At 68.0% G+C, this 19,095-nt stretch carries 19 protein-coding genes and 1 tRNA gene; 13 read left to right on the top strand and 7 right to left on the bottom strand.

The window, feature by feature from the left end; genetic code table 11:
- Nucleotides 1-46: 46 nt before the first annotated feature.
- Genes ACFVVM_RS09915 through ACFVVM_RS09900 form a run of 4 tightly spaced genes read left to right on the top strand, consistent with a single transcriptional unit; the run spans nucleotide 47 to nucleotide 3,923 of the window.
- Complete coding sequence (locus tag ACFVVM_RS09915) at nucleotides 47-970, top strand: PP2C family protein-serine/threonine phosphatase (protein ID WP_387615501.1); 924 nt, start codon at nucleotides 47-49, stop codon at nucleotides 968-970.
- The gene (locus tag ACFVVM_RS09910; RefSeq protein ID WP_387615499.1) at nucleotides 967-2,259 is read left to right on the top strand and encodes a VWA domain-containing protein; all 1,293 of its coding nucleotides are present in this window, start codon (nucleotides 967-969) and stop codon (nucleotides 2,257-2,259) included. Before ACFVVM_RS09915 ends, ACFVVM_RS09910 begins: the two co-directional genes overlap by 4 nt.
- Before the next feature lies 1 nt (nucleotide 2,260).
- Nucleotides 2,261-3,034, top strand: a complete 774-nt coding sequence (locus ACFVVM_RS09905) for an FHA domain-containing protein (RefSeq protein ID WP_387615496.1) — start codon at nucleotides 2,261-2,263, stop codon at nucleotides 3,032-3,034.
- A gap of 34 nt (nucleotides 3,035-3,068) precedes the next feature.
- The gene (locus ACFVVM_RS09900) at nucleotides 3,069-3,923 is read left to right on the top strand and encodes an SDR family oxidoreductase (RefSeq protein WP_387615493.1); all 855 of its coding nucleotides are present in this window, start codon (nucleotides 3,069-3,071) and stop codon (nucleotides 3,921-3,923) included.
- Nucleotides 3,924-3,933: 10 nt separating this feature from the next.
- Here the strand turns inward: ACFVVM_RS09900 and ACFVVM_RS09895 are convergent, their stop codons facing one another.
- The gene (locus ACFVVM_RS09895) at nucleotides 3,934-4,881 is read right to left on the bottom strand and encodes a threonine/serine dehydratase (RefSeq protein WP_387615490.1); all 948 of its coding nucleotides are present in this window, start codon (nucleotides 4,879-4,881) and stop codon (nucleotides 3,934-3,936) included.
- A gap of 269 nt (nucleotides 4,882-5,150) precedes the next feature.
- Here ACFVVM_RS09895 and ACFVVM_RS09890 point away from each other — a divergent pair, with 269 nt between their 5' ends.
- The 5 genes from ACFVVM_RS09890 to thpD all read left to right on the top strand — a co-directional run bounded on the left by ACFVVM_RS09890 (nucleotide 5,151) and on the right by thpD (nucleotide 9,060).
- Nucleotides 5,151-5,861, top strand: a complete 711-nt coding sequence (locus tag ACFVVM_RS09890; protein ID WP_387615488.1) for a response regulator transcription factor — start codon at nucleotides 5,151-5,153, stop codon at nucleotides 5,859-5,861.
- Nucleotides 5,862-5,932: 71 nt separating this feature from the next.
- Nucleotides 5,933-6,484 carry a diaminobutyrate acetyltransferase gene (gene ectA, locus ACFVVM_RS09885; RefSeq protein WP_387615485.1) on the top strand — a complete coding sequence of 184 codons (552 nt, stop codon included), beginning with the start codon at nucleotides 5,933-5,935 and terminating at the stop codon, nucleotides 6,482-6,484.
- Nucleotides 6,484-7,752 carry a diaminobutyrate--2-oxoglutarate transaminase gene (gene ectB, locus ACFVVM_RS09880; RefSeq protein WP_387616809.1) on the top strand — a complete coding sequence of 423 codons (1,269 nt, stop codon included), beginning with the start codon at nucleotides 6,484-6,486 and terminating at the stop codon, nucleotides 7,750-7,752. The genes ectA and ectB overlap by 1 nt, the downstream gene beginning before the upstream one ends.
- Nucleotides 7,749-8,150 (top strand): ectoine synthase, encoded by a 402-nt coding sequence (locus tag ACFVVM_RS09875; RefSeq protein WP_387615482.1) that lies wholly within the window; start codon nucleotides 7,749-7,751, stop codon nucleotides 8,148-8,150. The genes ectB and ACFVVM_RS09875 overlap by 4 nt, the downstream gene beginning before the upstream one ends.
- Nucleotides 8,137-9,060, top strand: a complete 924-nt coding sequence (gene thpD / locus ACFVVM_RS09870; RefSeq protein ID WP_387615479.1) for an ectoine hydroxylase — start codon at nucleotides 8,137-8,139, stop codon at nucleotides 9,058-9,060. The genes ACFVVM_RS09875 and thpD overlap by 14 nt, the downstream gene beginning before the upstream one ends.
- On the opposite strand, the gene ACFVVM_RS09865 is transcribed toward thpD, so the two are convergent.
- Together ACFVVM_RS09865 and ACFVVM_RS09860 are read right to left on the bottom strand one after the other, a co-directional pair.
- A complete protein-coding gene (locus ACFVVM_RS09865; RefSeq protein WP_387615476.1) occupies nucleotides 9,057-10,478 on the bottom strand; it encodes a hypothetical protein in 1,422 nt (473 codons plus the stop codon). The genes thpD and ACFVVM_RS09865 overlap by 4 nt on opposite strands.
- Nucleotides 10,479-10,677: 199 nt before the next feature.
- Nucleotides 10,678-11,697, bottom strand: coding sequence for a hypothetical protein (locus ACFVVM_RS09860; RefSeq protein ID WP_387615474.1), 1,020 nt, complete (start codon nucleotides 11,695-11,697; stop codon nucleotides 10,678-10,680).
- 58 nt (nucleotides 11,698-11,755) lie between these two features.
- Between ACFVVM_RS09860 and ACFVVM_RS09855 the strand changes: the two genes are divergently transcribed.
- A complete protein-coding gene (locus tag ACFVVM_RS09855; protein ID WP_387615471.1) occupies nucleotides 11,756-12,187 on the top strand; it encodes a MarR family winged helix-turn-helix transcriptional regulator in 432 nt (143 codons plus the stop codon).
- Between the two features lie 142 nt (nucleotides 12,188-12,329).
- Entirely contained in the window at nucleotides 12,330-13,604 is a 1,275-nt protein-coding gene (locus ACFVVM_RS09850) for a glycosyltransferase family 87 protein (RefSeq protein ID WP_387615468.1), read from the top strand.
- A gap of 7 nt (nucleotides 13,605-13,611) precedes the next feature.
- Here the strand turns inward: ACFVVM_RS09850 and ACFVVM_RS09845 are convergent, their stop codons facing one another.
- The gene (locus tag ACFVVM_RS09845) at nucleotides 13,612-14,166 is read right to left on the bottom strand and encodes a hypothetical protein (RefSeq protein WP_387615465.1); all 555 of its coding nucleotides are present in this window, start codon (nucleotides 14,164-14,166) and stop codon (nucleotides 13,612-13,614) included.
- Between the two features lie 110 nt (nucleotides 14,167-14,276).
- On the opposite strand from ACFVVM_RS09845, the gene ACFVVM_RS09840 reads away from it, so the two are divergent.
- Together ACFVVM_RS09840 and ACFVVM_RS09835 are read left to right on the top strand one after the other, a co-directional pair.
- Complete coding sequence (locus ACFVVM_RS09840) at nucleotides 14,277-14,789, top strand: PadR family transcriptional regulator (protein ID WP_387615462.1); 513 nt, start codon at nucleotides 14,277-14,279, stop codon at nucleotides 14,787-14,789.
- Nucleotides 14,790-14,839: 50 nt separating this feature from the next.
- Nucleotides 14,840-14,927 (top strand) — tRNA-Leu (locus ACFVVM_RS09835).
- Here the strand turns inward: ACFVVM_RS09835 and ACFVVM_RS09830 are convergent.
- From ACFVVM_RS09830 to ACFVVM_RS09820, 3 genes are all read right to left on the bottom strand, one after another.
- A complete protein-coding gene (locus ACFVVM_RS09830) occupies nucleotides 14,906-16,654 on the bottom strand; it encodes a recombinase family protein (RefSeq protein ID WP_387615459.1) in 1,749 nt (582 codons plus the stop codon). The two genes, ACFVVM_RS09835 and ACFVVM_RS09830, sit on opposite strands and share 22 nt — an antisense overlap.
- Nucleotides 16,655-17,552: 898 nt before the next feature.
- Nucleotides 17,553-18,347, bottom strand: coding sequence for a DUF1883 domain-containing protein (locus tag ACFVVM_RS09825; protein ID WP_387615456.1), 795 nt, complete (start codon nucleotides 18,345-18,347; stop codon nucleotides 17,553-17,555).
- A gap of 324 nt (nucleotides 18,348-18,671) precedes the next feature.
- Nucleotides 18,672-18,878 (bottom strand): hypothetical protein, encoded by a 207-nt coding sequence (locus tag ACFVVM_RS09820; RefSeq protein ID WP_387615453.1) that lies wholly within the window; start codon nucleotides 18,876-18,878, stop codon nucleotides 18,672-18,674.
- Nucleotides 18,879-19,095: the final 217 nt, after the last annotated feature.

Genomic DNA, 19,095 nt, shown 5'->3' with positions numbered 1-19,095 from the left:
CCACCGCTTCTGCGAAGGGTGCGGACGGGAACTGGGCGTGCGCAAAGTGGCGGTGCCAGTACACGATCCGGTCGCGGTACCGCAGTGCTCGACGTGCGGTGAACGGAGCTACGAGGCGGGGTTCTGCGCGCAGTGCGGCAGCCCGAAGCCCGTTCCCGACCGGTTCGAGGACGATCTGGGCCCGGTGTATGTCCTCACCGATCGCGGGATCAGCCACTCCCGCAACGAGGACGCCGTCGCGGCCGCCGTGCGCGAGGGCGACGGCACCAGGGTGATCGTGGTCAGCGACGGCGTGTCCACCTCCCAGGACCCCCAGGCCGCCTCCGGCACCGCGGTCCGCACCGGCGTCGACGCGGTGCTGGCCGCCCTCGCCGACGGCCACACCGCCCAGGACGCCGTGATGGCCGGTTTGGCGGCGGCGACGGCGGCGGTACGCGGCATGTCGCGGACCCCCGAGTACGCGCCGTCGTGCACCTACGTCTCGGCGATCGTGCGCGAGACCGCCGAGGGCACCGAGATCACCGTCGCCAATGTCGGTGACAGCCGGGCCTTCTGGCTCGCGGCGGGCGACCCCACCGCCTCGCGCCGGCTCAGCGTCGACGATTCGTGGGCCCAGGCCCTGGTCGACGCGGGCGCGCTCGACGAGGAAGCGGCCATGCACGATCCGCGCGCGCACACCCTGCTGCGCTGGCTCGGCGCCGACGGCGGTGAGGAGCCGTGGTCGGCGCACTGCCTGCAACGCATGATCGTCGCCGAACCGGGAACACTGCTGCTGTGCAGCGACGGGTTGTGGAACTACCTGCCCGACGCCGTCTCCCTCGCCGGTTTCACCGTCGAGACCTCGCCGCAGGCCGCTGCCCGCGCGCTGGCCGACTTCGCGTTGAACAGCGGTGGCAGCGACAACATCACGGTCGCGCTGGCTCCGGTACCGGTGCGCGGCGCCGTATCGCCCGATCCAGGAGTGTCATGAGTTCCGCTGAGACCGCAGGTATTTCGATCGCCGTCGACCAGAACGAGTTCCTCGCCGACGGGGCGGGCGTGGTGGACGCGGTGCTCACGGTGACCACCGGACCCGAGCTCGCCGCGATCGCCACCCCGCCGCCCCGGCTCGAGATCCTGATCATCGACTGCTCCGGGTCGATGGGCAACAAGCGCAAGTTCGAGCACGCGCTCGGCGCCACCCGCACCGCGCTCGACGAGATCCCCGACGGCACCGCGTTCGCCATCATCGAGGGCACCGAAGCGGCGCGGATGATCTACCCCACCACCGGCGGCCAGTCGGCGCCCGCCGACCGCGACCATCGCACCGCGGCCCGGCGCGCTCTCGACAAGCTGCGTCCCGACGGTGGCACCGCGATGGGTTCGTGGCTGGCGCTGGCTCGCGAGGTCGCCCTCGCCCATCCGGGCGCCCAGGCCCACGCCATCCTGCTCACCGACGGCAAGAACGAGCACGAGACCCCGCAGCAACTGGCCACCGAACTCGACCGCGCCGAAGGTCTGTTCGTCTGCGACTGTCGTGGCGTCGGCGCCGACTGGGCGGCCGCGGACCTGCACAAGATCTCCGCCAAGCTGTCCGGCGACGCCGACATGGTCGCCGACCCCAAGGACTTGGCCGGCGACTTCGCCGCCATGATGCGGTCCTCGGCGGCCAGGGTGATCCCCGAGCTGACCCTGCGGGTCTGGACGCCCGCGGGCGCGCGGGTGCGGATGGTCAAGCAGGTCTCGCCGGTGCTGGAGGACCTCACCGGGCGTCGCGTCGACACCGGGGCGCAGGTGGGGGAGTACCCGCTGTCGTCCTGGGCCGCCGAGGAACGCGAATACCACCTGCAGATCGAACTGGAACCGGCCGCGCCGGGCCGGGAGAAGCTGGCCGCGCGGCTCAGCGTGCTGGCCGAGGACGAGGTCCTCGGCCAGGGCCTCGTGCGCGCGGTGTGGACCACCGACACCTCGCTGTCCACCCGCATCAGCACCCGCGTCGCCCACTACACCGGCCAGGTCGAGCTCGCCCAGGCCGTGCAGGAGGGCCTGGCGGCCCGCCGCAACGGCGATCTCACCACCGCCACCGCCAAGCTGCGGCGGGCGGTGGAACTGGCGGCCGCCTCCGGCCACGAGTCCACGGCGAAGCTGCTGCGCGGCGTGGTCGAGGTCGACGACCGCGACGGCACCGTCAAACTGCGCGGCCAGGTCGCCGCCGCCGACGAACTGGCCCTCGACATCCGCTCGACCAAGACGGCGCGGGTCCGGCCGGAGGGTGACTGACATGCCGGTGTGCGCGGACGGACACACCTCGCAGTCGACCGACTACTGCGATGTCTGCGGGTCGGCGCTCGCCACCGCCCCCGCACCGGACCCGGCCGCGCTGCGTCTGTGCCCGTCCTGCGCCACCCCGACCAGCGGCCGGTTCTGCGAGGTGTGCGGGCACGACTCGGCCCTGCCCGCGCCCCCGGCCCGGACCGCGACGGACTCGGTGCCACCCGAGGACGACGAGCAGGCCCGCCGGTTCCGCGAGGACCCGACGCTCCTGCGCGGCGGTGACGCGGCGCCCCCGCACGGTGCGGTTCCTGGTCTCGGCGGCCGAGGCGGCACGCCCCGGTCCGATCCGCCACCGGGAACGCTCTGGGTCGCGCGCGTCTTCGCCGACCGTGAGTTCTACACCCGCGTCCAGGCGCGCAAGGGACCCGATGCCGAACGCGTCGCGTTTCCCGACTTCTACCCCGAGCGCCGGATCGTACTGCGGGGCAATCAATTCCTGATCGGCAAGCGCTCCGCCTCGCAGGGCATCGTGCCCGAGATCGACCTGGGAATCGCCCCGGTCGACATCGGGGTCTCGCGCGCGCATGCGATGATCCAGGTGGACCCTGGCGGCGGGCTCACCATCACCGATCTCGGCTCCACCAACGGGACCAGCGTGGACGGGGCCGAGGCGCCGATCGCGCCGCAGGTGGCGGTCGCGCTGGGTGAGGGCAGCCGGATCCACGTCGGTGGCTGGACCACCATCGCGATCAGCACCACATCGATCGCCACCGAATCATAGACATACCTGTTCACAGAACCGTAGGGTCGGGACCATGACGAAGTTCGACGGGAAGACCTGCCTGATCACCGGCGCCGCCAGCGGCCTCGGCCGCGCCACCGCGTTCGCGGCCGCCGCCAAGGGCGCCGCCCTGGTGCTCACCGACATCACCGACGACGCGCTCACCGAGACCGCCGAGGCCCTGCGCGCCGCGGGCGCGACGGTCCATCTGGCCCACGCCGCCGATGTGAGCGACCATTCCGCCGTGGTCGGCCTGGCCGCGCACACCTTCGAGGCCGTCCGGCAGGTCGACATCGTCATGAATGTCGCCGGCATCGCCACCTGGGGCACCGTCGACAAGCTCTCCCACCAGCAGTGGCGGCGCACCGTCGACATCAACCTGATGGGCCCCATCCACGTCATCGAGGAGTTCCTGCCGCCGATGATCGCCGCGGGCCGCGGTGGTCACCTGGTGAACGTGTCCTCGGCGGCCGGCCTGTTCGGCCTACCCTGGCACGGTCCCTACAGTGCCACGAAGTTCGGCCTGCGCGGCGTCTCGGAGGTGCTGCGCTTCGATCTGCGCAGGCACAAGATCGGCGTCAGCCTGGTCTGCCCCGGCGCGATGGCCACCCCGATGGTCGACAGCCTCGACATCGCCGGCGTCGACCGCGACTCCGCGGCGCTGCAGAAGGCGATGCGCCTGTTCCTGCGCCACGCGGTCACGCCAGAACAGGCCGCGACCGCGGTGGTCAAGGGCGTCGAACGCAACCGCTACTTCGTCTACACCTCCCGCGACATCCAGCTCGCGCACTGGGGGCAGCGCTACTTCCCGTACGGCTACACCCTCGCCATGCGCGGCCTCAACAACGTCATGACCAACTACGCCACCAAGAACGAGCTGGTCCGCTGACCCGTCCCGGTCAGCGCACGAGATCGCCGGGATCGGTGTTGGCGCCGCACAGGATCACGCAGACCCGTTCGCCGGGTTCTGGCCGGTAGGCGGCGCCGGACCCGGTGTCGAGCAGTGCGGCCATGGCCGTGGCCGCGCCGTACTCCACGGCGATCCGATGCTCGTCCCAGAGCTGTTGGCGCGCACGACGGATCGCGTCGTCGGGGACCAGCAGTGAGCGCACGCTCTCGTCCTGCGCGGCGGCCAGCGCCATCGCCGAGACGTTCGGCGCGCCGAGGGAATCGGCGGCGATCGAGTCGACGGTGACGTCCACCGGACGCCCCGCCGCCAGCGCCGCGTTGAGCGAGCGGCAGTGCTCGGGTTCCACCGCGATGGTGCGAACACCGAAATGCTGTGCGGCGACGGCCGTTCCGGTGAACAATCCGCCGCCGCCGACGGCGACGAGCACCGTGTCCACCTCGGGCACGCGCGCGTGGATCTCGCGCATCAGCGTGCCCGCGCCCGCGGCGACGAGCGGATGGTCGTAGGCGTGCGCGGCCAGCGCGCCGCTCGTCGCGGCGAACTCCTGGCACGCGGCGAGCGCCTGCTTGTACTCCGGACCGATCAGTCGTACCTCGGCGCCGTAGTCACGAAGTCGCCGGATCTTCACCGGCGGCGCGGTGTCGGGCAGGAAAACCGTCGCGGGCACCCCGGCCGCGCGGGCCGCCCAGGCGCACGCGAGGCCCGCATTGCCCCCTGAGGCGATCGTCACACCCGCCTCGGGCAGGGTCCCGGCCGCGGCGTGCGCGCGCACGAAATTCTGCGCCCCGCGCGCCTTGAACGAGCCGGTGAACTGCAGGAATTCCAGCGCGAAGGTGAGGGGATACGCCCCGGTCGTAGCGGGTGCGACGGCGATCGGACGGACCAGTCCGTCGATCCGCGCCGCGGCCGCTTCGATGTCGTCGAAGGTCGGTGTCACGCCTCGACTATGCCACCGCCAACCCGGCCGCTGACCGGTCGAATTGTTACAGCGGGTTTACGGGGAGACGGGTCTGGGTACATAACAGACCGGTAACAAGCTCGAAGGCGGGATGTCGTGTCGGATTGGGGACGCGAATTCCCCAGGTGTACCGGCGCACGCCCCGGCGTGTCAGCAAAGGATGTGCACATGAGCGAGCGAAGCGAGCGGAAGGCCGACCGGGCCGCCGTCGTGATCATGCGAGAACCGGGCAACAGCGAGGTACGGGCATGAGTGCGAACCTGATGATCGTGGACGACGACGTCCAGATGCGCGGCGATCTGCGCCGTGCCATGGAAGACGAAGGGTACGCCGTCGCGGAGGCGGGCGTGCCGGAAGACGCGCTGGATCGGCTGCGCAGTGACGGCCCACCCGACCTGATGATCGTCGATCTGATGCGCGGCGAGACCGACGGTTTCGACTGCATCAGGGAGATCCGCCGCGATCACGACGTGCCGATCATCGTGATCAGCACCCGCTACGACACCCATGATGTCGTCGCGGCACTGGAAGCGGGCGCCGACGACTTCGTCAGCAAACCGTTCGAGATCAAGGAGATCACCGCGCGGATGCGCGCACTGCGCCGTCGCGCGCGGATCACCGCCGATCGCGACACCACACCCGAGGCGATCCTCGACGCGAATCCCGAGGCGCCGCTGGTGTTGGCCACCGACGCGGGCGCGGTGCGCCGCGGCGCCGACGAGGTCCATCTCACGGTCACCGAGTTCCGGTTGCTGTGCGAGCTCGCGGAGACGCCAGGGCGCGTGCTCAGTCGCTCCGTGCTGCTCGAAAGAGTCTGGGACCAGGGCTTTTTCGGTGACGAGCGGATCGTCGACGTCCACGTGCGCCGGTTGCGCACCAAGATCGAACGCGACCCGTCCGACCCGCGCATCGTGGTCACCGTGCGCGGGCTCGGCTACCGCCTCGATCCGCAGTCGTAGTAAACGATTCGTCATACAACCGCAAAGAGCTCGACACAAAGACCGCAAAGTCGGGCAGACACTGTGGATGTATGCCAACGCCAACCATGTCCAGCGATTCGGGCGCCACTGCGGCGGCAGCGGACTCGGAAGCGAGACTGCGACATCCACGCCTCGGCGACGGGGCCCAGCTGTGGCGGATCGCCCGTGACTCCCAGGTGCTCGACGTCAACTCGAGCTACGCGTACCTGCTGTGGTGTCGCGACTTCGCCGCCACCTCGCTGATCGCCGAGATCGACGGGCGCGCAGCCGGTTTCGTCATCGGCTACGTGCGCCCCGATGCGCCGGACACCGTGTTCGTCTGGCAGATCGCCGTGGACGCCGAGTTCCGCGGTCGCGGTCTGGCCGGCGGCATCCTGCACGCGCTGCTGGACTCGGTGGCCGGTGCGGGCATCACCACCCTGGAAACCACGATCTCACCCGGAAACACCGCCTCCCAGGCGCTGTTCTCCGCGGTGGCCCGAGAACGCGGTGCGGACTTGCGCACCGTCTCTCTGTTCGAAGAGAACGATTTTCCCGATTCACACGAGGCCGAGCAGCTGTATGTCATCTCACCCGCTCAGCGCCAGGAGGAACGACGATGATCACGACCACCGACACCAGCATTTTCGAGGCCATGGAATCGAATGTGCGCGGATACTGCCGAGACTGGCCGACCGTCTTCACCACCGCTCAGGGCGCCTGGCTGCGTGACGAGCAGGGCCGCGACTACCTCGACTTCTTCGCCGGCGCGGGCGCGCTGAACTACGGCCACAACAACCCCGTGCTCAAGCGCGCGCTGCTCGACTACATCGCCAGCGACGGCATCACCCACGGCCTCGACATGTCGACCGTGGCCAAACGCGAACTGCTGGAAGCGATTCGCGATACCCTGCTGACCCCGCGCGGGCTCGACTACAAGGTGCAGTTCCCTGGCCCCACCGGCGCCAACGCCGTCGAGGCCGCGCTCAAGCTGGCCCGCAAGGTGACCGGTCGCAAGACCGTGCTGAGCTTCACCAACGCCTTCCACGGCATGACCCTGGGCGCGCTGTCGGTCACCGGCAACGCCGCCAAGCGGGCGGGCGCCGGTGTGCCGCTCGAGCACGCCACCCCCATGCCCTACGACGGCTACTTCGACAACACCATCGAGGACTTCGGCTGGATGCAGCGGGTGCTCGACGACAGCTCCTCGGGCTTCGACCGCCCCGCCGCGGTGATCGTGGAGACCGTGCAGGGCGAGGGCGGTGTCAACCTGGCGCGCGCCGAGTGGCTGCGGCACCTGGCCGGACTGTGCGCCTCGCGCGACATCCTGCTCATCGTCGACGACGTGCAGATGGGCTGCGGCCGCACCGGGCCGTTCTTCTCCTTCGAGATCGCGGGCATCACCCCCGACATCGTCACCCTGTCCAAGTCGATCGGCGGCTACGGCCTGCCGATGGCGCTGGTGCTGCTCAAGCCCGAGCACGACCAGTGGGCGCCCGGTGAGCACAACGGCACCTTCCGCGGCAACAACCCCGCCTTCGTCACCGCGGCCACCGCGCTGCGCGAGTACTGGTCCGACGACCGCCTGGCCCAGCACACCATCGCCAACGGCGACTATGTGGCCCGCAAGCTGGCCGCCGTCGCCGAGCGCAACGGCGGGATCACCACCCGCGGCCGCGGCATGGTGCACGGCATCGTCTTCGACGATCCGTCGCAGGCGGGCAAGGTGTGCCGCACCGCGTTCGAGCAGGGCCTGCTGGTCGAGACCTCGGGTTCGATGGACGAGGTGGTGAAGCTGCTGCCGCCGCTGACGTTGACCAGCGACGAACTCGACCACGGCCTCACGATCCTCGCGGGCTCGATCGACACCGTGTGTGGCGGTGCCGCATGATCGTGCGCACCACCGCCGAGATCACCGACACCGATCGCGATGTGGCAGGCCCCGGCTGGCGTAGCAAGCGCATCGTGCTGGCCGGGGATCGGGTGGGCTTCTCCTTCCACGAGACCACCATCGAGGAAGGGACCGTCCACGAGTTCCACTACCAGAACCATGTCGAGGCCGTTTGGCTGGTCGAGGGCGAGGGTAGTCTGTACGATCTCGACAACGAGACCGTCTACCCGCTGGGCCCCGGGTCCATGTACCTGCTCGACGGCAACGAACGTCATCAGGTGACCGCCCGCACCCGGCTGCGGATGTTGTGTGTGTTCAATCCGCCGGTCACCGGCCGCGAGGTACACGATGAGAACGGGGTGTATCCGCTGATTATCGAGGAGGATGCCAGTGTCTGACCGGTTCGACCGCTATCCGACCCGGTTGTCCGAGCCCGCCCCGCACATCGAGCGGACCGATCCGACGGTGTGGGGGCGGGTCACCTCGCCGGAGCTGGCCGGGTTCGACGCGAACGGGTTCGCGACGATCCCCGACCTGCTCAGCCCGGACGAGGTGGCCGCCTTCGGCGCCGAGATCGGCCACCTCGCGGCCGATCCGGTGCTCTACGGCGACGAACGGGTGATCGTGGAACCGGAGGCGGGCCAGGTCCGTTCGGTGTTCCAGGTGCATCAGCTCAGCAAACCGATCGCGCAGCTGCTGACCGAATCGCGGATCGTCGGCCTGGCCGAGCAGATCCTCGGTTCGGCGGTGTACCTGCACCAGACCCGGGTCAACTACATGCCCGGCTTCGGTGGCAGCGGATTCGCCTGGCACTCGGACTTCGAGACCTGGCATGCCGAGGACGGCATGCCCACGCCGCGGGCGGTGAGCCTGTCGATCGCCCTGACCGACAACTTCCCGTTCAACGGCAGTCTGATGCTGATGCCCGGCTCGCACCGCACCTTCGTGCCCTGCCTGGGCGAGACGCCCGACGGGCACTACCGGGAGTCGTTGCGGGAACAGCGGATCGGGGTGCCGAGCACCGACGACATCACCTTCCTCGCGGCTCGCTACGGCATCACCCAGTTCACGGGGCAGGCCGGTTCGGCGCTGCTGTTCGACTCGAATGTGATGCACGGTTCGTCGAACAACATCACGCCGTACCCGCGCTCGAACATCTTCCTGGTGTTCAACAGCGTGGAGAACACGCTGGAGGAGCCCTTCGCGGCCCCCCAGCGCAGGCCGCAGCACATCGCCGCCCGCGACTTCACCCCCGTGCGCGGCGCCGGCCCGGAAACGGTGTCGGCCCTGGCGGATCAGACGGGCTAGGAAGGCCGAGGCAACTCGCTGAGCGAGGCCGCGGCCCGCGCATCATCGCGGGCCGCGGCCTTCAGCCATTTCTCGGCGGCGATGCGATCGCCGGCCGCCAGCAACAGCATTCCGAGGTCATAGGCCGCTCCACTGTGTCCCGCCTCGGCCGCCTGCGTCCACAACGCGCGCGCCGAATCCTGTTCTCCCCGTGCGTACATGGCCGTCCCGAGGTCGTGCAGCGCCCGGCTGAACGCCTGATCGGCACTGGCCTGCGCCGCCGGGTCGGCATCGGGGGAGATCGGCTTCAGCGGAGCGGTGACGAGAGCCGCCGACATCGCGAGATCGGATTCTTCCGTGTGCGATGTCGAGGGATCCGATGCCCCGACGCGGTCGACCGCCTCGCGCGCCGGAATCGACGAGAGCGAGATCGTCGACGCGGCTGGGGGAGTCGACGCGAGGAGCGGCGTCGGTGTTGCCGACGGAGTCACGACAGCAGGGGAGACCTGCGCTGCTGATGGGCCCGACGCGATGCGCGGATTCGGCCTCGCGGGCAGGGCAACTGCGGGAGGTGTAGCCGGCGCGCTGGACGCGGTCGACTCCGCCGGCATGGTCTGCCGTTCCGCGGACGTCTGCGCCGAAGGCATCGAGGTCGGGAGCATCGACGTGGCCGAGGAGGCCTGTGCCGACACTGGAGTCGTCGCCACCAGCGGTGGCGGGAGGGCCGAGGAATCCGGCCCGATCAGGGAAGGCTGTGCGGCCGAGGGAGGTTGCGCCGCTCGGGCAGGCTGCGTGGCCGGAGGATGCGGCTCGGTCTGGGCCGGCCCCGCGGCCAAGGGGTGGGGCGGGGGCACGGCTGAAAGGTGCGGCGCTGGGTGTGTGGGCGCGGCCGGGGGAGCGGGCGCGGTCGCGGGGGTGGGCGGATCGGGGACCACCGGTGCCGGCGCGGGACCGGTCGTCAGTTCCACGACGAGTTCGTTGAAATCCGGTGTGCCCGGGCCGGTGCTGCACCACAGCGTCGACGCACCGTCGGGCAGCAGGTCGACCACCACGCCGTAATTGCCCGTCCAGGACTGGTGTTCGCTCGTGCCCGCGACCCAGACAGGGGTGAGGGTGAACAGGGCGTCGGGGGCGTCGGCCGTCACCGAGATGTCGATGCCGTCGACGAGTGCCTCGGACCAGATGTCAACGCCCGCCAGCGATCGCCCGTTCAGGTTCACGTGCCCGTCCTGCACGCTGAGGCCGATGCCGAGCCCGGACACATCCGGTGGCGGCATCACCGACAGCGCCCGCAGGTGCAGCGCCGTCGTTCCGGCGGGCAACGCCTCGGTGTACATGGGATACACGGCGGCGCCGCACCAGTCGATCGGATCGGCGCCCAGATAGCGCTGTCCGAGCGGGACGGGATCGCCAGGGTGTTGCGCGCCGGGATCATTCATCGGTGAGCCCACCCTTTCCGCCGTTCGACCCCCTCGCGGCGCCTGCCCCAGCCCGCGGTTGCGCGCTACACCGTACTCGCGTCGACCCTACGGCGTGCGCCGATTCACCACAACGTCGCGGCGACCACATCGCCCCGGCTCCGGCCCCGGATCAGGATGGTCGGCAACGGGATTCACCGGGACGTTGCCAGGAGCCCCGCTACACGGCGACGGATTCGCCGATTTCCTCCTCCACCGCCGCGGGCGTCACCGGTTTCGGCGCGTTGCGGGACTCGTGCCGACCCGCGACCACCACGAGCACCACCCCGGCCGCGAACCACGCGAACAACCCGAACAGCCGCCCGCCGTACCCGGCGCCACCGTCGAAGTAGAGCAGGTTGCGCAGACCCTCGACGAAGTCGGCGCCGTTCCAGAACGAGTGCAGCGCCCCGAAGAACCCGTTCTGCAACTCCGGCCCGTACACCCCGCCCGAGGTGGTGAAGTTCAGCATCACGAACAGGGTGATGAGCGCGAGGGTGGTCCAGCGCTTCAAGAACGTGTGCAAGCCGATCCCGATCAGGATGATGCCGGTGGTGTAGAGCCAGGCGAAGCCGAACACCGCCGCGTGGTCGTGGTCGATCACGCCGAACACCGGGCCTGCCACCAGTAGTCCGATGACGCTCACCGCCAGCGCCGTCACCACACCGACCGCCGCACGCACCCGCATCCGCAACGTCGCGCCCGCCGCCCCGATCACCGCGACACTGCCGTAGGACCCCACACTCAGCGCCACCAGAAGAAAGAACAGCCCCTGCCCGGTCGGATCACCGTCGGCCTTGGCCGTCACGTCGGTGACCACCAGTGGCACCCCTTGATGATCGGCCACCTGCCGAAATGCCAGTTCCGCGGCCATCGCGCTGGTATCCGAACTCGCGGTGGCGACCAGCAGCTCAGGACGCTGCGCATCGGGTACGTACGCGCCGGTCAGCTCGCGGTCGTGCAGCGCGCCGATCGCCGCCTCACGCGAGGGCACCGTGATGACGTCCACCCCCGCGCCTCCCCGATCCTTCATCGTCTGCGCCAGCACCATCGCCTGCGGCGAGTCACCGACGACGGCGAGCTCGAGATGGTTCGGCGTCGGCTGATGGAACGCCCCGAGATAGGCCGTGGCCATACCGAGGCACATCAGCAGGGGCGTCAGCAGGTGTCCGGCGACGTGCCGGAACTGGGTGCGAGTCATCGACGAGAATCTCCAAACGGTTGGTAAATGCAACTATGTATCGTTGTATGATACAACTGTGAACGCGCGAGACACAAGAACCGAGGCTGTCGACACCATCCAGCGGGAGCTCACCGCCTTCGCCCGCCGCGCCCGCGGCCGCGCCGCCGAACTACACCCCGAGCTGAGCTTGGTCGCCTACAGCATCCTCGACCTGATCCTCGAGCGTGACGGCTGCCAGGCCACCGATCTGGCCGAACAGTTCCTGCTCGACAAGTCGACCGTCAGCAGGCAGGTCGGCGCGCTCGAGCGCCTCGGCTACCTCGAACGCGAGGTCGACCCCGCCAACCGCCGCAACCACCTCCTGCGGGCCACGGAGGCGGGCCGGAAGGTGGCCCGCGCCGCCGAACGCAGCCGCCGCGAGGCCTTCACCGCACGATTCGCCGACTGGACCGACGCGGACGTCGCGGCCATGGCGGGCTATCTGACCCGCTACAACCGCGGCGACTGAGTGGCATTCGGCGAACCGGGCGGTCGACGCGCGCATCACCGCGACCACGCCCGATCGGGCATCCCGCGGGCAACCACGCCCGCCACCCGCGCGCCACGGGCGGTGCCGCGAGCACGCGGCCGAGTCGGTATAGTCGCCGCGGATGAGTAGTGACACCACCCACCCCGTGCAGCAGCGTTCTCCACGCCCGATCAATCGAGCATGGTGGCTGGCGCCGGTGTTGCTCACCATGGTTTCGGTCTTCTGCGTGTGGCTACCGGTGTGGCCGTTCGAACGCTATTCCGGCGGATTCATCGACCTGCAGGTGTACCGCCTCGGCATCGAGGCGATGCGCGACGGCGCGAATCTCTACGGCCAGCTCCCCAAGACCACCGCGGGCATCGGCCTGCCGTTCATCTACCCGCCCTTCGCCGCGGCCGCGCTCGCGCCCTTCGCCCTGCTGCCCTGGGGCGCCGCGAAGACGCTCTACGTCGTGGTCTCCGTCGCCGCCGTCGCCTGGACGATGTACCTGGTGGCCCGCCGCTACCACCGCGACAACAAGCAGGCCGCGCTGCTGGTCGCCGCGTGCGCCCTCCCGGTCGCCATGCTGCTGGAACCGGTGCGCTCGACCATCGACTTCGGTCAGGTGAACCTGCTGCTGATGGTGCTCGTCGCCACCGACTGCCTGCTCCCCAAGACCCGCTACCCGCGCGGCATGCTCGTCGGCCTCGCCGCGGCGATCAAGCTGACCCCCGCCGCGTTCGTGCTGTACTTCCTCGTCCGCAAGGACTACAAGGCCGCCGCCACCGCCGCGGCCACCGGCACGATCGCCACCGTCCTCGCGTTCGCCCTGCTGCCCACCGAATCCATGCGGTACTGGTTCGGCGGCCTCGGCAACGTCTCCGGCCTCAGCGGCTCGGCCTTCCACACCAACCAGTCCATCCAGGCCGTCATGGCCCGCCTGCACATCACCGGCCTGCCGTTCGACGCGCTGTGGCTCGTGCTGGGCGCCGGACTGCTCGTCCTCGTGGTCCTTGCCATGCGCAAGGCCGCCGACGCCCCCGTGATCGCGCTGTCGCTCAACGCGGTCTTCACCCTGCTCGTCTCGCCCATCTCCTGGTCGCACCACTGGGTGTGGATCGCCCCCGCGCTGCTGGCCATCGTCTGCCACGCCTACACGCTGCCCTGGCGCAGTGCCCGCGGCTGGTACGCCACCGCCGTGGTGGTCGCCACCGTCTTCGTGTTCGCGCCGCACAGCTTCCTGCCCGACGGCGAACACCGCGAGACGTCGTGGACGTGGTGGGAACACGTCTTCGGGGACACCTATGTCTGGCTCGCGGTCGCCCTGGTGGTCCTGTTCCTGGTGACCGGTCGGCGGCCCGCTCCACCCGCGGCCGCCGACCCGGTGACGGTCGGGGAGCACGCCCGCGTCGCGTGACCGGCGGTCAGGCGGACCGCCGCGCCGCGACCTCGGTCTTGATGTGCGCGACGTACCGGACCGTGAACACCATCGGCACCGCGAAGGCGAGCGCCTGCGCCGCGATCCGCAGCACGGTGTCCGCGTGGGCCACCAGTGCCAACACCACAGCGCCGACCGTGAAACTCGCCGTCCACACGGACGTCAGCACATACCCGGTGCGCACGAACAGCGGATGACCCCAAACCTCCCGGGGTGTGGTCTGTTTGGCGATCCCGAGGGTGAACGGCTGCCGGATCGCCAGTGAGGTGCCCGCGATGAGGGCGAGCGCGGCGCTGGAGAGCGCGGGGGAGTACGGGTGCAGGGCCGTGTCGGGATCGATGAACGCGAGCACGCTCAGTCCCGCGAAGAACACCACCGTGCCGCTCTCGATGATCAACGCGTCGAAGCCCGCCCCGCCGCGCCTGCGCACCAGTAGTTCGGTGAGCGCGAGCACCGCCGCGGCGAGCGCCGCCCACTGCCAGTAGGCCCCTGGCGCCACCGCGTAGACGATCCACGGGGCAAAGATGCGCAGGTACGACATGGTGACAACTCCCTGGATTCCCGCCGCTCGACCGCGACATTCCACTTCTGACATGTCAAAACTAGGTAGTTCACCAGTGACATGTCAATACTGGAAGGTAGGGTGTCGGCATGAGTCTCCGTCACGCCCTGCTCGGCCTGCTCGCCGACCACCCCGCCAGCGGCTACGACCTGATCCAGAACTTCAAGGAATCCCTCGCCAACGTCTGGCCCGCCACCCAGAGTCAGATCTACACCGAACTCACCAAACTGGCTGCCACAGACCACATCACCGTCTCCGACGAAGGTCCCCGCGGTCGCAAGGAATACACGATCACCCCCCAGGGCCTCGCCAACCTCCGCCACTGGCTCACCGACACACCCCCCAAGCCGGTGACCCGCAACGAAACCCTCCTCCGCGTCTTCTTCCTCGGCACTCTCACCCCCGCCCAGGCCACCGCCTACCTGGAAGCCATCGAATCCCGCTCCGCCGCGACCCTCGCCACCCTCCGCACTCTCGCCACCACCACCGACTGGCCCGACACCCCCCTCGCCACCAACGGCCGCCTCGCCCTCGAATGGGGCGAACGCTTCCACCGCATGAACCAGGAGTGGGCCCAGTGGGCAAAACACCAGCTCACCTAGGCGATTTGGTTTCCGGAACCACGTCGGATAATCTTTTGGCACACCAGCAAGTCCGGGTGGCGGAATGGCAGACGCGCTAGCTTGAGGTGCTAGTGCCCGTATTAGGGCGTGGGGGTTCAAGTCCCCCTCCGGACACCAGTGCTAAACACAACGATGTTTGCGCATACATTAACTCGATGGTCCAGGTGCGAGTACCGCACCTGGACCATCAGCGTTTCGTAGAGTTCCAGCTTGTGTTCCGGGGCGCCGTTCGCGAGTGCGAGCCGAACATTGCCGAGTGAGCCGATGAGCTTACGAACCTCGGTCTCGGTCAACTTCTCGGTCTTGGGCAGGTTGTTGATCTCCACCTCGGCGGATGCTCTGTCGGCCTGTGCTGTGTTCAAGGCGTCGACGACGACTTTCGGATCGACGCCGGCCTCGATCGCCGCGAGGTGTCGGTCGATCTTCGTTTGCGCCTGCTGGATTTTGAGTCGCAGGGCTGACCGGCGAGCATCGCCATCTTCGTCGTTGTTAGCTTCGAGCAGGGCGGCGACGGTGGTATCGAGGTGTTCTGGATCGAACAGGGTCGCCAGCCAGGTATCGATGGGTTCGATGAGGTGGTCCTCGCGCAAGTTGACCGTGCGTGGATGGTGCTTGAGTGCTGGGCTTTCGGGTGCGAGGGTCGAGGCGCGGCACCGGTAGTAGACCGTTCCGCGCAGCAGTTCGCCTTGCATCTTGCGGTTGCACAGGTCGCAGCGGATACGTCCGCGGAACATGTAGGGCGTGGTCGTGCGGGTAGTGCGGGTCCGTTCGAGGCGGCTTCGGGATCGGTTACTCATTCCGGCGCGTTGGCGACGCAGCAGGGTCGCTTCGGTGAAAGTCTCGACGGAGATGATCGCTGGGTGTGCGGGCCGTCGAGATCGGATGATCCGTTCGGCGGGTGAGCGTTTGAACCGGATGACGTGCCCGGCGGCGACGTCGTCGGGATCCAGGAGCACTTCGTGTTTGGTCCAACGTCCGAAGAACGCATAGCCGGTGTAGCGCGGGTTCTGCAGGATCGCGGCGACCGTCGAAGTCTGCCATCCGTCGCCGGAACGATGCCGGTTCTGTTCCGGGCGATGCGCGGACGGGCAGGGGATCCCTTCCCGGTTGAGTTCGATGGCGATGGCCTTGTCGCCTCGGCCGTCGAGGTAGGCACGGAAGATCCGTTGAACGACCGGAGCGGCCGCGGCGTCGATGGACAGGATCCGAAGCTTGAGATTGTCCGCGGCCCGGTTCGGGTTGGGATGCGGAGGCCCGTCGACGACGAGATACCCGTAGGGCGGCCGACCGCCCATGTGTCGTCCCTCATTGAGGACTTGGGCGTCCATACTGGCCCGGGTGCGTTGCTGAACATGCTGGCGCTCGGACTCACTGAGCCCGCCGAGCATGCTCATCATCATCGAGTGGGTGACGTTGTTCGGGTCGAACTTGCCACCGAGCTCGGGCACCCAGATCGAAACCCCGTAGGCCTGGATGCGTGGTGCGACGAGACTGAACTGGTTACCGAACCAGCACCGGGTGCCCTCACCGACCACGATGCCGGTCCAACCACGGTCAGGATCGCGGAGGTCTTCGAGGAGCCGGGCTGCGTGGGTGCGGCGATGCCAGGGCACCGAACGTGATTGCCCGACATCGAAGTAGCTGGTGGTGATTGTGCCGTTGACGAACTTCTCGGCGTTGCCGAGTTGCCAGCGACGCGAGGTCTCGGGGTCTTGGTTGTCCTCGGTGGAGCAGCGTCCGTAGAAGGCGAGGTTCTCGGTGGTGGCGTCGATGTTGTTCGCTGTCTCGATCCCGAGAAGGTCGTCCAGGACGGCCCATTCGTTGTCCATCTCTGCGGACAGCATCAGGTCTCCTTCCTGTGGGGATCTTTCGGTGCTGAGGTTTCTGGTCGGTGGGACTGCAGAAGGCGCAGCAGTGCCCGGGCGGCGGGTCTGCTGAGAAGAGGAGGGGTGCTGGGGCAGACGACTTGGAGTTCGGAAGGTGCTACATCTGGCGGAGGCCTTGTTGCATGGTCATCCGGCATGGCGGTGACGAAATGGTGCGGCCGGCATCGTGAGTCGGACTGTGCTCAGCAACCGCGAAGTCCGTGACGCCGGGATAGCTGGCTCGGAGGCTGGCGTGACCGCCGTTGGGTGAGTCGGCCACAGCTGGCGAACCGACTGGAGTAGTGGCGATGATGGCGACGAGCCGCGAATGAGGAGAGAGAGCACGGAGCTCCTAGCGTTTAGGGTCCCTGGCTCAATGACTCTTCCGCCGTCGAGTATATCCGGTGTATATGTTCGTTCCTGAAGCCGAACTTCTAGGTGCGCACGTTCGATAGGTTGCGGGCGCACATGGACGCTCAGCCCGTCGAATCAGGCTCACCGCCGAGTGGCAGTGCTTGAGCACACGAGACCCTGCGAATACCCAATGACAGCGTGCCAATGCCAGCCGCCTGAACCGAGCTGCCATGCCCGGCTCGATGCTGGGTCCGTATACCTCCGAGAGAGACCCGATGGGTAAGAAGCGGTCAGACAAGGACAGTCGGCGACCAGCGCGCAGGCAGCAGGAAAAGGCTCATCGTGAACCTCGGCGCCTCGAGAGTGGGAGCGTCTGGAAACAGCCGACCTTCAATGAGCAATATCTAACTATCGAGATGGGGCTGCTTCAGGCCAGCCGCACTCTCGACAGCGCATCGCCCGAGGTGGTCACAGCAGGAGGCACACCTGGATGAGAATACGGCCGATCGACCGGCACGGGATATCAGGCCGCAGGTGTTTGCTTGGCGCCTGTTACGACTTCGGCTATCTCGGCCGCGATCTCTTCGAGAGTGCTGTCGGCGGTGCTGCGTGCGACCTTGTCCGCCAGCGACGGGCTTTGTTTCATCACCTCGGCTTTGGTGATCTTGTGCCACAGCGGTAGCAACACCTGTTCACCACTGACATTGCGCGTCACCATGCCGTCGAGTTCGTACTGAGTCCAGTTCTTGGCGAAGAAGGCTGAGGACAGAACGACGACACCGAAGGTACTGCGGGCAATCCCTTGGTCGATCTTGCGACGCAAGCTATCGCCGATGCGCATCTCGAACTCGTCGTACCAGATACGCAGTCCGGCGGCTTGCAGAGCTGCGGCCAGGGGGCGGACTATCTCCACCTTGTCTTCGTGCGCATGGGAAATGAAGACATCCCAGTCCTTGTCGAGGAGCTCTCCATCTGCGCGGTTCATCGCAGCAACCGAACTGGCAAGGTCATCGAGCGGGGCCGCTGATCGCCGCTGCAATACTGGCAACTTTCCTGGCAGAACCTGCACGTTGGCTTTGCCTCGCCCCGCAAGTCCGCCGTAGTCCACGGCGACGTGCCAATGCCCCGTGTTCGGAATCGTAAGGCGCGCGGGTGATCGCGTGACGTGCCCCCCGTAGTAGCGATGCCGATCCCCGCGCCGGTACGACCTGAAGTTGGGACCATCCATCAGCCGGATGTTGGCAGCGCTACCACTGAGGGTGACCTGAATGACGGTACCCTTCGATTGCTGACCCAAATCCCAGTGTAAGAAATCCATGTCGCGCTCCACTTGGCGCTTGGGCTGCTCTTGGCGCGGCCGTCTGGATTCAGAAGTACCACTGACCGCCGACAGCGCGGTGGTGACACGCTGACAACCTACGCTGTGTATCGCATGAGGTTACGTTCATAGTCCAACTGAACGAGCTCGACACGCCCGCGCCTGAATTCGCGTCGGCCGCATCCGCAGAGATGATCCGGGCGACAGCCGAGTTTGACCCAGTGGAACCACCACGCCAGAGAAGACCACTGGCGAATACGAGGCGATTCGGTTGGCGCGCTGGGAAAGGTGGCAGAGCGCGGGCAGTCGCCTGATCAAGCGGGTTTAGAAACTCTCGATGACGAGGCGACGGTCCTCGCGGGCCGAATGCGGTGTGGTCAGCGCTGGATAGTGCGCGAGCGGGTCCTGTCGGTTCAGCCCTCGCGGTGTCAGCACCATGATGGCGTCGGCGTCGACACCGCGGTCCTGCCGCCACCGGTCGTCAGATCCTGTGCCGCGCTCGACACCGTCGGCCCGACGTGGTCGTTTCACGAAAACTGAATGAATCTGTTAGACGAGTCGTGTTGTTCCCGCCGGTGCGGTTGTGCACACTTCAGGTGGATCGCGGGTGCGGTCGTGATTTCACCGCAGAGAAGGAGCCGGCATGGGCAACCTGTCCTCGTGTGCTCACCGCTCGGTGTGCCGGTGCGCGACGACCACATCCCAGCTCTGTTGTCGCTGACCCAGCTCCCGGCCGTACGTGGCCGCG

The organism is Nocardia sp. NPDC058176 (assembly GCF_042883805.1).
Classification (GTDB): domain Bacteria; phylum Actinomycetota; class Actinomycetes; order Mycobacteriales; family Mycobacteriaceae; genus Nocardia.
Note: the sequence above shows the minus strand (reverse complement) of the source record. Positions and strands in the feature narration are given on the sequence as shown.